Origin of the sequence: Veillonella sp. (assembly GCF_032470285.1) — a bacterium.
In the GTDB taxonomy this organism is placed as follows: Bacteria; Bacillota; Negativicutes; order Veillonellales; family Veillonellaceae; genus Veillonella.
Genome location: NZ_JAWEKP010000005.1, coordinates 60,644 through 72,802, shown reverse-complemented (window position 1 = coordinate 72,802; position 12,159 = coordinate 60,644). Strand labels below are relative to the sequence as shown.

13 protein-coding genes are annotated in these 12,159 nt (G+C 37.7%); 8 read left to right on the top strand and 5 right to left on the bottom strand.

Going from position 1 to position 12,159, the window contains the following annotated elements; all coding sequences use genetic code 11:
* Positions 1–57: 57 nt before the first annotated feature.
* The 4 genes from E7B10_RS07285 to E7B10_RS07270 are packed head-to-tail and all read left to right on the top strand — an operon-like array spanning position 58 to position 3,125.
* Positions 58–687: a 3'-5' exonuclease gene (locus E7B10_RS07285; RefSeq protein ID WP_004693647.1), complete on the top strand. Its 630-nt coding sequence runs from the start codon at positions 58–60 to the stop codon at positions 685–687.
* 14 nt (positions 688–701) lie between these two features.
* On the top strand, positions 702–1,364 hold the full coding sequence (gene deoC, locus E7B10_RS07280; RefSeq protein ID WP_004698377.1) for a deoxyribose-phosphate aldolase: 663 nt from the start codon (positions 702–704) through the stop codon (positions 1,362–1,364).
* Positions 1,365–1,417: 53 nt separating this feature from the next.
* Positions 1,418–2,719 carry a pyrimidine-nucleoside phosphorylase gene (locus E7B10_RS07275; RefSeq protein ID WP_287510900.1) on the top strand — a complete coding sequence of 434 codons (1,302 nt, stop codon included), beginning with the start codon at positions 1,418–1,420 and terminating at the stop codon, positions 2,717–2,719.
* A 10-nt stretch (positions 2,720–2,729) separates the two neighbouring features.
* A complete protein-coding gene (locus E7B10_RS07270; RefSeq protein WP_004693640.1) occupies positions 2,730–3,125 on the top strand; it encodes a cytidine deaminase in 396 nt (131 codons plus the stop codon).
* A 39-nt stretch (positions 3,126–3,164) separates the two neighbouring features.
* Here E7B10_RS07270 and E7B10_RS07265 read toward each other — a convergent pair whose 3' ends face one another.
* Together E7B10_RS07265 and menA are read right to left on the bottom strand one after the other, a co-directional pair.
* Positions 3,165–3,983 carry a MetQ/NlpA family ABC transporter substrate-binding protein gene (locus E7B10_RS07265; RefSeq protein WP_004698373.1) on the bottom strand — a complete coding sequence of 273 codons (819 nt, stop codon included), beginning with the start codon at positions 3,981–3,983 and terminating at the stop codon, positions 3,165–3,167.
* 142 nt (positions 3,984–4,125) lie between these two features.
* On the bottom strand, positions 4,126–5,028 hold the full coding sequence (gene menA / locus E7B10_RS07260) for a 1,4-dihydroxy-2-naphthoate octaprenyltransferase (RefSeq protein WP_287510902.1): 903 nt from the start codon (positions 5,026–5,028) through the stop codon (positions 4,126–4,128).
* A gap of 245 nt (positions 5,029–5,273) precedes the next feature.
* On the opposite strand from menA, the gene E7B10_RS07255 reads away from it, so the two are divergent.
* The 4 genes from E7B10_RS07255 (at position 5,274) to E7B10_RS07240 (ending at position 8,768) form a co-directional block, all read left to right on the top strand.
* Positions 5,274–6,218, top strand: a complete 945-nt coding sequence (locus E7B10_RS07255; RefSeq protein WP_287507458.1) for a glutamyl-tRNA amidotransferase — start codon at positions 5,274–5,276, stop codon at positions 6,216–6,218.
* Positions 6,218–7,015, top strand: coding sequence for a hypothetical protein (locus E7B10_RS07250; RefSeq protein WP_287507455.1), 798 nt, complete (start codon positions 6,218–6,220; stop codon positions 7,013–7,015). Before E7B10_RS07255 ends, E7B10_RS07250 begins: the two co-directional genes overlap by 1 nt.
* 132 nt (positions 7,016–7,147) lie before the next feature.
* A complete protein-coding gene (locus E7B10_RS07245; RefSeq protein ID WP_227065433.1) occupies positions 7,148–7,519 on the top strand; it encodes a RidA family protein in 372 nt (123 codons plus the stop codon).
* Between the two features lies 1 nt (position 7,520).
* Positions 7,521–8,768: a serine dehydratase subunit alpha family protein gene (locus tag E7B10_RS07240; RefSeq protein ID WP_287507453.1), complete on the top strand. Its 1,248-nt coding sequence runs from the start codon at positions 7,521–7,523 to the stop codon at positions 8,766–8,768.
* 111 nt (positions 8,769–8,879) lie between these two features.
* On the opposite strand, the gene E7B10_RS07235 is transcribed toward E7B10_RS07240, so the two are convergent.
* The 3 genes from E7B10_RS07235 to E7B10_RS07225 all read right to left on the bottom strand — a co-directional run bounded on the left by E7B10_RS07235 (position 8,880) and on the right by E7B10_RS07225 (position 12,026).
* Positions 8,880–10,067, bottom strand: a complete 1,188-nt coding sequence (locus E7B10_RS07235) for an MFS transporter (RefSeq protein WP_227065429.1) — start codon at positions 10,065–10,067, stop codon at positions 8,880–8,882.
* A 151-nt stretch (positions 10,068–10,218) separates the two neighbouring features.
* Positions 10,219–11,376, bottom strand: a complete 1,158-nt coding sequence (locus E7B10_RS07230) for a site-specific integrase (protein ID WP_024062180.1) — start codon at positions 11,374–11,376, stop codon at positions 10,219–10,221.
* A gap of 32 nt (positions 11,377–11,408) precedes the next feature.
* Positions 11,409–12,026 (bottom strand): helix-turn-helix transcriptional regulator, encoded by a 618-nt coding sequence (locus tag E7B10_RS07225; RefSeq protein WP_024062179.1) that lies wholly within the window; start codon positions 12,024–12,026, stop codon positions 11,409–11,411.
* Positions 12,027–12,159 lie beyond the last annotated feature (133 nt).

The following is a 12,159-nucleotide window of genomic DNA, read 5'->3' as shown; positions in this document are numbered from 1 at the left end:
TATAATAAATAGAGTAAATGAATATAATTCTTATATATAGATTTTGAAAGGAGTCCTATGTTAGATTTTGTTGCATTAGACTTTGAAACAGCAAATAAATTTAAAAATAGTGCGTGCTCCTTGGCGGTTATTACCGTAAAGGACGGACAAATTACCAAAAAGGCATATAGCCTCATCAAGCCTCCGTTTATGAGTTTTGATGATGAGTGTATTGAAATTCATGGTATCCAACCGAAGGATGTTCTTCATGAAAAGACCTTTGATCAGTTGTGGAATGCCATTTATGAAAACCATTTAAAAGGGAATATTATGGTGGCTCACAATGCGAAATTTGATATGAACGTATTGCGTGCTACTTTAGATTATTATAAAATCCCTTGGCCAGAACTAGATTATGCATGTACAGTTAAACTTTCACGTGCGGTATGGCCTGATTTAGTTAATCATAAGTTGAATACAATGGCCGCATATATTGGAGTTGAGTTTAAACATCACTATGCACTGGATGATGCAGAGACTTGTGCAAAGGTTGTATTAGAAGCTGCTAAGTTGAAAGGCGTTAATAGTTTACCAGATTTATTAAAGACTACAGGCGTACCGTTAGAACCATTCATTGATGATAAAAATCGCTCTGCTCAAGATGCATTACATAAAGAGCCAGAACCAGAACAAATGTCGTTCTTTTAGTAAGGAGAGGTACTATGTTGGGGAAAGAATTATTAGCTTATGTAGATCATACATTATTGCGTCCTACAGCTACATGGGATGATATTAAAGAAGTTTGTGAGGATGGTATAAGGTATAAAACCGCATCTGTTTGTATTCCTCCAGATTTTGTAGCATCTGCCCATGAAGCATATCCAGAACTTAACATATGTACCGTTATCGGCTTCCCTTTAGGATATGAAACAACAGAGGTAAAGGTGGCAGAAACGAAACAGGCTATTGAAGAGGGCGCTTCCGAAATTGATATGGTTATTAATCTTGGAGATGTAAAGCAAGGTGATTTTGAAGCGGTAACTAGTGAAATTGAGGCGCTTAAGAAGGCTTGTGGTGATAAAATTTTAAAAGTTATTATCGAAACTTGTTATCTTACAGATTCTGAAAAGGTGGCGCTTTGCAAATGTATTACAAATGGTGGCGCAGACTATATTAAAACATCTACTGGATTTGGTAGCGGCGGTGCAAGCCTTGAAGATATTAGACTCTTTAAAAAGCATATTGGTCCTAATGTACAGATTAAGGCTGCAGGTGGTATTCGCTCTATTACGGATATGAAAGCCTATATTGCAGAAGGTTGTAGCAGAATTGGAGCCAGTGCAGCTGTAGAGTTATTAAAGAATCACTTGAATGAAGAAGTATAATAGAAGACCACCTAGGCTATGCTTAGGTGGTTTCTTAGAATGGCGGTGTAACTATGCGTATGTATGATATTATTCTGAAGAAAAGGGCGAACTTGCCATTAACAGATGAGGAAATCCGCTTTGTTATAGATGGCTATGTAAATGGAGAAATCCCTGATTACCAAGTGAGTGCGCTCTTGATGACCATAGTTTTTAATGGTATGAACGCTCGAGAACTAGGAACTTTGACCTTGGCTATGGCTCAATCAGGTAATATGGTAGACTTGTCAAATATTGATGGGATTACCGTAGATAAACATAGTACAGGTGGCGTGGGAGATAAGACAACACTTATTATTGCGCCTCTCGTAGCCGCTTGTGGCGGTAAGGTGGCTAAGATGTCTGGACGTGGACTTGGTCATACAGGTGGCACTATTGATAAGATGGAATCTATTCCAAATTTAAAGGTATCTTTAGAGAAAGATGCTTTTATCAATCAAGTTAATCAAATTGGTCTTGCTGTTATTGGTCAGTCGGAAGGGCTTGCACCTGCTGATAAAAAGCTATATGCTTTGCGCGATGTGACGGGAACTGTTGATAGTATCCCTCTTATTGCATCCTCTGTTATGAGCAAAAAATTGGCTTCTGGTGCGCAAGCAATTTTGTTAGATGTAAAGGTTGGCAGTGGTGCCTTTATGAAAAACATAGAGGATGCTCGTGAATTGGCTAAAGCAATGGTAGATATTGGAAAGGAAAATGGCCGTTCAGTTAAGGCTATTTTGACGGATATGGATCGACCGCTAGGCCATGCTATTGGAAATGCTTTGGAGATTCGCGAGGTTATTGATACGTTGAAAGGTCATGGTCCAGAAGATTTAACGCATGAATGTATTATCATGGCTGCCCACATGCTCGTATTGAGTCATAAATGCGACTATGAAACGGCTCTCAGTCGTGTGCAAGAGGCACTCGACTCTGGTGCCGCATTAGAACGATTGCGTATGATGATTGATGCTCAAGATGGCGACAGCCGAGTTATTGATGATGAAAGCCTATTAGCCATTGGCAAATTCACCTATGATGTTACAGCGCCTCAAGACGGTTATATTATCCATATGAATACAGAACAATGCGGGATTGCATCCGTTATGCTTGGAGCCGGTCGGACCGTTAAAGATGGCCCCATCGATTATAGTGCAGGTATTGTAATGCACAAAAAAACTGGGGACGCCGTTAGCATGAGTGAAAGGATAGCTACACTATATGCTTCTGATGAAAGCTTATTCACTAATGCGGCTCAGACCTATTTAGCGGCGATTACTATTGGTAATACTGCACCTAAAGTAGTGGATACTATACTAGATGTTGTAGAGTGAGGAGTGCAATATGAAAGAAAAGGATATTCAAAAGCTCATCGATCGTGCTATTGTGGCTCGCGACAAAACCTATAGTCCTTATTCACATTTTGGTGTGGGCGCAGCCCTTCTTTGCGAAGATGGAACCATCTATGAAGGGTGTAATATAGAAAACGCTTCTTATGGATTAACTAATTGTGCGGAGAGAACTGCTATATTTAAGGCTGTGTCGGAAGGGCAAACAAAATTTAAAGCCCTTGCCGTAGTTGCTGATACGGAAGGGCCTTGTGCACCATGTGGTGCTTGTCGTCAGGTGATTTCTGAATTTGAAATACCTCGTATTATAATGGCGAATTTAAGAGGGGACTATACAGTTGTTGAATTAGAAGGTTTATTACCTTTTAGATTTGGGGCCGATAACATATAAAAAAGAGACCACGTTGATGTGGTCTCTTTTTGGTATACCTTAGAATGCAGGAACAATAGCACCTTGGTATTTTTCTTGGATGAATTTGATAATTTCAGGACTATGAAGTGCAGCCATCAATTTTTTGATGCGAGGGTCATTTTCATTGCCTTTAAGTACAGTTACGATATTTACGTAAGGGGAATCGTTATTTTCAATTGCCAATGCATCTTTGCCAGGGTTAAGACCTGCGTTTAATGCAAAGTTAGTGTTGATAGCGGCTAAGGCTACATCGTCAAGGGAACGAGGTACTTGTGCTGCTTCTAATTCTACGAATTGATATTCGTTAGGGTTCGCAGTAATATCTTGTACGGTAGATAAGATGTTTGTAGAGTCTTTTAATGTAATTAGACCTTGTTTTTGTAACAACAATAATGCACGACCACCGTTTGTAGGGTCATTAGGAATAGCGATTTTAGCGCCTTTTGGAAGATCTTTTAAATCTTTGATTTTACGGGAATATAAACCCATTGGCTCAAGATGAACACCACCGGCAGATACTAAGTCAAGTTTGTGAGCTTTTGCGAATTCCTCCATGTAAGGTACGTGTTGGAAGAAGTTGGCATCAATTTCTTTGTCCCCTAAAGCCAAGTTAGGTGTATTGTAATCAGTGAATTCCGTGATTTTTAATTCGATACCATCTTTTGCTAAGATTGGTTTAACTTGTTCCAAAATTTCTGCGTGAGGTACTGCTGTTGCCCCAATTTTTAATACTTGTTTGCCATCGCTAGCAGCTTGTTTGTTGTCGTTACCACAGCCTGCGATTAATAAAGCGCCGCCAAGGATTACAGTAGCTGCCAATGCTAAAAATTTTCTCATTAGACACACTCCTTATACAATAATTACATATAAAATATTAATCTATAGTACTAAATAATTTCCTATCTATCAAGAAGGAATTATTATAGGTTCTCCATAACTAAAAACTATGGAGAACCTATAATATAAGTATGTTCATTTTTTAAAATAATTTGCCCATGATAAGTCCAATAGCCCACATTAGTTGATAAATCATAGCGGCCCCAGCGGTAGTACCCATAGCCTTATCTAATTGGAACTCATCTGTATTGGTAGATAATGTATGAATTGTTTTGAAAGCTAGTGGTGCTGCAAGGAACGCTAATAAGGCGAACCATGTCATATGGCCTACTATAATCCAAGCAATGATCCAAATAAAATTGAAAATATATGAGATACTCATTAAGCTGAGTGCTCTTTCACGACCAAGCACGATTGGCAACGTGTGACGTCCATGGCTTTCATCATTACGAATATCTCGGATATTATTCGTCAACATGATGGAACCAACTAGCAATGTAGATGGAATTGCAGGAATTAACAGGGCTAAGGATAATTCTCGTATCCAGGCATAGCCTGTAATGAGTACGATAGCAAAACCCATGGCGATACCAGAGGAAATTTCTCCAAATGGTGTTCGAGAAATTGGTTTTGGACCGCCAGAGTAAAGAAAACTAATTAGAATACATAAGAAGCCTACAGGAATGTAGTACCAAGTTATAGTAGCAGATAAATAAAGACCAATAATAATGGGTACAAACATGAGTACTTTAATCATCGTTATAATGAGCTCTGGTGTTATAACGCCACGTGTGATAGAACCAGCATTACCTACCTTTTGACCAGCATCAAGTCCAGATTTAAAGTCTTTATATTCATTCCATAAATTAGCTACAATTTGGGCTGTTACAACAGCTAAAAATATGAGCACTGTATGTAAAATGGCAAGACCTGTACCCTGAGCAGCACCAAATGCGTAATAACTAAAGGCGGCACCTAAAATGGTAGGCCCTAATGCAGCAGCTAATGTGCGAGGCCTAGTGAGGGGAATTAATTCTTGTATCATGTTAAAAGCACACCGAGTGTGCACTCCTTTCCATTTCTCATACATATATCATCTTTACATGTCTATTTATGTATTGTATAGCAGAAAGGTAAGCTTGTAAATTATACTATACAGTTATATATGTCGATATAGTATAATAATTAATATATGCAGTATAGATGATTATCTTTTAAACTCTTAATATATACTGCACGGATTATCTAACAATCTATACATAGTGTATTGTTAAAAAGGTGAGGTGTCTTATGAGAACTCTCAATAAAAAGTTGATGACATTGGCTTGTGCCACCTGTTTAACTGTGGGTATGGGGGCAGTGGCATGTGCTGATACGGTAGATTTAGGTTATGGTATGAACGTAGAGACTCGTAATGGTGTTAAAGCATCTGTTATAGATTCAGTTTCCACAAATCCTAATTTGAGAACAAAAGAACAAAATGTAATGGTAAATGAAGTTAATGCGCTAGCAGCAAAAAGGCTTGGTGAGCATATAAAAGAAGTGTACCATGCAGAGGTGCCACCATTCCAAGGGAAGGTTATAGATGGATACAACTTGTATCAACTATCTGGTGATAGTGCTTTAGGTCATCATACAGCATGGTTGGTAAATTATAATGTGAATAAAGATATTATTAACTATTCTGGTGATGTAGCAACACAAATAGTTAATTCCGTTATGGCAGATAAAAAAGCGGAGAAACTTCCTGATGCTAAACCATATTCAAGATCTAATGCAGAAAATTTTATTACTAGTTTGAAGCCGATAAGTTTAGATCAAAAGTCCTTAAAACCTGTTATGGAAAAATTCAATACTAGAGTGAATCATGATATGAATACACAGTTAAATCTAATGGCCATAGAAGGTAAAAAGTTATCTCCTAAGGACCAGCTAGCTACACAAGAAGTAGTCGATGTTCTAAAAAAGATTATTCCTAATTTTTCTGTACAAGCTACAGACTTTTCTGCTAGACCATATACTTCAAAATTTGGTGTAATGCAGGCGATGTCTATACGTGGCAGTTTAAATTATGATGGATTTATGCTACCTGGTTCTCTAGGATTGTATATGTTACCACAAGATGAAGGGCTCACTATACAATTACTAGTAACAGAAGATACAAGTCACGATTATTGGACTAAACAATTGGAATCAATGTATAGCTTAAAAGCTCTAAAGGGAGGAAATAAATAATGAAACCATTAAAAACTCTCGTGTTAGCAACTTGTTTAGTTGGTGCTGTTACAAGTTTTGCTAGTGCTAAGGATGTAAACACTTTGGCAGGAACAATGTCGATTCCTAATAATGTTACACTAGCTACGGCGTCTAATACTAATACATTAGGTATTGTAAAAGATATAATTGCTAAAGAAAATGCAAAGCCAAACACGCATCAAATGACAAGACAAAGTAATCAACAAGCTTTAGCTATATTGGATCAGATGGGAATTAGCTACGACATATATCAGCTACAAGGTGAGGATAAAACTGGTCAAAAAGATGCATTCGTAGTAGCTGTAGATGTTAAACAAATAGCGCAACAAGTGGCTAAAGAAAAGGCTAATGACCCTATGTTTATAGCGGCAATGGCCGCTCTTGATAAAGGTCAAATTGATCCTGTAACAGAGCAACTTCTATTAGGAACAATAAATAAACAGATTCCCACTAGCACAACAGTAGTTCCTTTGAATGGACCTATTAATGTGTCTAGTCGTGATCCCCAAAAAGCAACGATTATGCCTAAAACACTTAAAACTCTAACCGTAGAAAATGCAGAACAAGTACATCCGGTGGGTGGCACAAAATATCAAACATATGCAGCAAGCTCTCGCTTGTTATATGCAGATGGAAGTGTACAAACTCCACTCTATGCAAATGCTGCATTTGTGTTGAAGCCAGGAAAGCCAGTGTTGTATGTAGGTATAACAACTGATGTACAACGTGATTATTTCAAACCAATATTTGACAATGCATTCAAATCAATTAAATAATTGGTTATATACGTACTTTTATTTTATATGTGATATATTGAGGTAAGTCATATATATCGAGGCATCAACATGAGTTTCGCGCCTTAAATATAGTCATATTAATTTATATTTATTTATAAAAGGAGATTTATCATGAAAACAATTTCTACAGACAAAGCACCAGCAGCAGTAGGCCCTTACTCTCAAGCTAAAGTGGTTGGCGGTTTATTATTTGCTTCTGGTCAAATTCCACTCAATCCTACAACTGGTACAATTGTTGAAGGGGGCATTGTAGAGCAAACTGAACAAGTATGCAAAAATATTGAAGCCGTATTGACTGAAGCTGGTACAGACTTTTCCAAGGTTGTTAAAACAACTTGCTTCTTAGCTGATATTGGTGATTTCAAAGCATTTAATGAAGTGTATGCTAAATATTTCACTTCTAAACCAGCTCGTTCATGTGTAGCAGTAAAAGACCTTCCATTAGGCGTTATTGTGGAAGTGGAAATTATTGCGGAAGTATAAGATGGATTATATTTCTTTGTTACAGTCAGAGATGCGTCCTGCCTTCGGTTGTACTGAGCCAATTGCATTGGCTTATGCGGCTGCGAAGGCAGTCTCTGTTTTAGATGAGTTTCCTAACCATATTCACGCAAGATGCAGCGCGAATATTATCAAAAATGTAAAATCTGTAGTCATTCCAAATTCTGGGGGTCGAAAAGGCCTAACGGCGGCCGCTACACTAGGTGCTATTGTAGGTCATCCAGAGCGTGAACTAGAAGTATTGGAATCTGCTACAGACGAAGATCGCAAATGGCTTGGCACATTGCTTGATGCCAACTTCTGTACCGTTTCACTTGCTGAAGGCGTAGATAATTTATATATAGAAATCACTGCAGAAACAGATGAACATACAGCGGTTGTTCGCATTGAAAATGACCATACGAATGTAACCTATGTATCAGTAGATGGTGAGATTGTCTCTGAAACAGTCAATGAAATTAAGAAAGCGGCTAAAACAGAATATGCCATGACCTTCGATAGCATTTACGAATTTGCTTTAACAGGTGATATTTCTGGTATCCTACCTCAAATTAAACAGCAAGTTGAGTATAATACTGCAATTTCTAAGGAAGGTCTATCCAATGATTATGGATCTAATATTGGACAATTGTTATTGTTAGATGAAGAAAATCCATCTCTCGAAACGAAATGTAAGGCTCGTGCCGCAGCTGGCTCTGATGCGCGTATGAGTGGTTGTCCATTGCCTGTTGTTATTTGCTCTGGCTCCGGTAACCAAGGTTTAACCGTATCTGTGCCAATCATTACGACTGCCGAGGAACTTGGTAAAAGTGAAGATGAATTGTATCGCGCTCTCGTCTTTGCTAACTTGCTAACGCTTTACGTTAAATCTGGTATTGGTAAATTGTCTGCATACTGTGGCGTTGTATCTGCTGGTGTGGTAAGTGTAGCAGGTATTGCCTTCTTGAAGGGTGATAGTAAAGATATAATCGAGAACACTCTTGTAAATGGTCTTGCAAGTTTATCTGGTATCGTATGTGATGGGGCGAAACCATCCTGTGCAGGAAAAATTGCAATCTCCCTTGATGGCGCTTTTATTGGATATAAACAAGCTCGCCTTAACAAAAACTACCAAAAAGGCGATGGCCTTGTAGCATACTCCGTTGATGAAACTATCCGCAGTATTGGTGCTGTGGCACAAGGTATGAAAGAAACGGACGTAGTTATATTGAATGAAATGCTAAAACACTAAACTGCAAGTGACGTGGTTAGCTGAATATAAAAAGAACCCTTCGTTGGTCTGTACCTTCAAAAATTGTGTCCAATTTTTGGGGTACAGTTCACGTGAAGGGTTCTTTTTTGTTTATTGTAATTTTTTAGGATCTTTAAGTATCAATGAAGCCCCAAGACCTACTACTAGGAATGGTACGAGTGTCATCATAGCGGCAGGTAAAGAATAGGTATCCGCAAGGTTACCTACTACAGGTGCGATGATACCGCCGATAGTTTGGCTCACCCCGAGGGTAATACCGGACGCAAAGCCGATGCTTTTAGCAAGGTAGGTTTGACCTAGTACGATAACTGGGCTGTAGCTAAGAGCTTTAGCCGCGCCAATCATGAGTAGTAACATATAGGCTATAGGCATCATGATAACAGGGGAGAAGGTTGGCACTTCTGTTAATAGGAACATGGCTGGCAACCAAATCAATAGGGATAGTCTAATGATTTTGATGGGACCATATTTGTCGCCTAATAGACCGCCAATATATGTCATGAAGATGCCGATACTAAAGAATATGGTTAATGCAAAGCTACCTTGTTCTGGGCTAGTGCCGAGTTCACGAGTCCAGAAGATAGGAATAAATGCATTGATAACGCGGAAGTTTACTGATTGGCTTAGGATGATAATAAACAAGATACCAAAGTATTTCCAGTAATTTTTTAGCGGCTTAGCCACTAATGTAGGGTTTTCCATAGCTACCGCTTGGTCGATAGTGCGTGCGTGAGTTACTATGCGTGGCATGAGGGCGAATAAAACCGTTGAGATGATAAGACCTACTATGGTGAAAGCTGCCAGTCCGTGAGGTCCTACTGTATAGGCAATAGAGCCCGCAAAGAGTGGACCGATGGCAAAACCAGAGCTACCACCGATGGCGAAGGTACCCATGGCTTTACCTTTTTTACCACCTCCCAGGCGATTCATGATTTTCGCTCCTTCAGGGTGGAAGATAGAGGAGCCTACACCAGCTAAGGTAGCACAAACAAGCAAGCTTTCATAAGAGGTTACAAAACCCATGGCACCTGTGCTACAAGCTGAGAGCAGAACACCTAAGGCGATTAGCCGTGGCTGATTGATCTTGTCAGAGACATAACCTAATAATGGCTGTAACAATGAAGATAATGCTGTATTGGCTAATATGAGAAAGCCTGCCTGCTCTAAACTAAGTCCATAAGTGTAGATAAATAATGGCAAGAGGGCAGGTAATACACTTTGACAGGAGTCGTTAATCATATGACTCACCGTAATGAGATAAGGGTAATATTTTTTCATAGTAGTGGTCCCTTCGCAAAAAAGCGCTAACCATGGTTAGCGCTTTATATATTTTATATGGCAGAGAATTAGGGAGTAGAACCTAAAAAACGCGTAAATACTTGCATTGTTTGATTTTCAATATCTCTATGGGGCAAGTTATGGGGCAAGCCTAGCCATTTCTAGCATTTAGCTTGTTTATAACGTCCTCATTCATTGCCTGTGTTACATGAGTATATATGCTTAATGTAGTAGCAGGATCATTATGTCCTACACGCTGCATTATTGCTTTTAGTGGTACGCCTAATTCTGATAAGATACTAATATGAGTATGTCTAAATATATGCGTGGTGATGTGTTTATCGCCTATAGATACACGTTTTAATATTTTATTGATATATTGCATGTCATAAGGATTGCCACGCTTAGCAGTGAAAATATAGCCTTGTTCATGGTAGCCATTGAACCATAAAGAACGGCGCTTATTTTCTATTGTGATCCGTTCTAGTATGCGAACGGCCCTATTGCATAGCTTTACATCTCTAACAGAATAAATGTTTTTAGGCGTTCCGCGCTTTATTTCGCTACTATTATTACAATGATACTGTAATGTACCATTAATATTAATAGTAGCTTTTCCTTTGTCATAGTCGCAATGACGTAAGGCCAATAATTCGCCAATTCTTAGACCTGTAAGACTTATAAATTCTACTAATAGGGATATTCTAGGGCTTATATCGTTTAATTGCCTTAGAACCTCTTTTAACTCCATATTATCAAGAAATTTATTTTGCTTTTTAGCCACATCATCGCGGCTAAAAGGCTTTTTTATTATTTTGATGTCCTCTATGTCCTGAATATCTTTTACTAGGCCTCTACGCTTAGCATAACGAAAAATAGCCCTAACCGTTGTCATTAATGACTTGCTATAGTGATAGCTACGATTTTCTACATAATATACTTTATTTGCTAGCTCCTCAATCATAATAGGCGTTACTTTGATGATTGGTATATCAGTAGGGATATACTTAAAAATCTTTTTAACGTGGGTATTATGGTTTACGTGGGTAGCTAGTTTTACAGTGGGCCTGGTATGATCTAGCCATAAATGCGCCACCTCATGCAGCGTTATATATTTGTCTTGTTCATAGCCGTCTAATATTTGCGCTATTTTTTCATGTAGCAGCTTAGAGGCTTGTTTTTTGTATGTAGGACTATTTCCATTTAAAGAAATACTAACACGTTTTAATTTGCCTGTTATAGGGCAATTATAGCGTTCATAATATATGTATTTTGTTCCTGTGTTTGTGGCTCTTTCTTCTATCCACATAATAACCGCCTTTCATAGGGCGGAATACAGTACTATTTTATAAGGCTCAATAGCGTATACAAATTTACCGGTGATACTTTACCGTCTGTAAAGAGTGTTTGGAATTCCATAGGTATAGAAATATCAAACTCATCATTATATACGGTTTCTATTGCAGATCTTAATTTACTTTCTAATTGCTCAATAATATAAGTATTGATTTGTATAGGTGCAGTTGACATTAACTCTTGATATAGCAATATATCTTCTTTTTTGTCAAAGGATATTTCAAAAAATGGCATAATATCACCATATTCCTTATATTCTACGTTCAAAAAGAATATATGTGTAAATGTATCACCCATAAATAAAGGAATATTGCTTTTACCGTATTTTGTCATATGTAACTCTAGGTCAATTAGTATAGAACTATTATTAAAGCTGGGATTTCTTGCCTCTATATTAATGTCAAAAGGAGCAAAAGAGATTAAGTCATTTAGTCCTATATTTAAAACAGAGCAGATTTTATTTACTGTTTCAAACTGTATACCACCACTAATATTATTTACTAGCTGATTTATTGCAGTACGGCTGACTCCTGACATTTTAGCTAAGCCGGTAGCAGATATATTTTTATTTGCTAGTATTGTTTTTAAATTGCTAATAATCATATAATCACCTCTATTTTGATTATATATGTTAATTATTGTTTTATCAATAATTGAGTTATATATAATGCAAATTTGGTTAAAATAGAAATATGTACTTTACAATTTACGATATTTTTAGTAGTATCTAATTAGA

Bases quoted from the DNA above. Each gene is read 5' to 3' on its own strand.
- E7B10_RS07275 (WP_287510900.1), top strand. From the start codon at position 1,418: ATGCGTATGTATGATATTATTCTGAAGAAAAGGGCGAACTTGCCATTA.
- E7B10_RS07285 (WP_004693647.1), top strand. From the start codon at position 58: ATGTTAGATTTTGTTGCATTAGACTTTGAAACAGCAAATAAATTTAAA.
- E7B10_RS07255 (WP_287507458.1), top strand. From the start codon at position 5,274: ATGAGAACTCTCAATAAAAAGTTGATGACATTGGCTTGTGCCACCTGT.
- E7B10_RS07225 (WP_024062179.1), bottom strand. From the start codon at position 12,026: ATGATTATTAGCAATTTAAAAACAATACTAGCAAATAAAAATATATCT.
- E7B10_RS07230 (WP_024062180.1), bottom strand. From the start codon at position 11,376: ATGTGGATAGAAGAAAGAGCCACAAACACAGGAACAAAATACATATAT.
- E7B10_RS07235 (WP_227065429.1), bottom strand. From the start codon at position 10,067: ATGAAAAAATATTACCCTTATCTCATTACGGTGAGTCATATGATTAAC.
- E7B10_RS07265 (WP_004698373.1), bottom strand. From the start codon at position 3,983: ATGAGAAAATTTTTAGCATTGGCAGCTACTGTAATCCTTGGCGGCGCT.
- menA (WP_287510902.1), bottom strand. From the start codon at position 5,028: ATGATACAAGAATTAATTCCCCTCACTAGGCCTCGCACATTAGCTGCT.
- E7B10_RS07250 (WP_287507455.1), top strand. From the start codon at position 6,218: ATGAAACCATTAAAAACTCTCGTGTTAGCAACTTGTTTAGTTGGTGCT.
- E7B10_RS07270 (WP_004693640.1), top strand. From the start codon at position 2,730: ATGAAAGAAAAGGATATTCAAAAGCTCATCGATCGTGCTATTGTGGCT.
- deoC (WP_004698377.1), top strand. From the start codon at position 702: ATGTTGGGGAAAGAATTATTAGCTTATGTAGATCATACATTATTGCGT.
- E7B10_RS07245 (WP_227065433.1), top strand. From the start codon at position 7,148: ATGAAAACAATTTCTACAGACAAAGCACCAGCAGCAGTAGGCCCTTAC.
- E7B10_RS07240 (WP_287507453.1), top strand. From the start codon at position 7,521: ATGGATTATATTTCTTTGTTACAGTCAGAGATGCGTCCTGCCTTCGGT.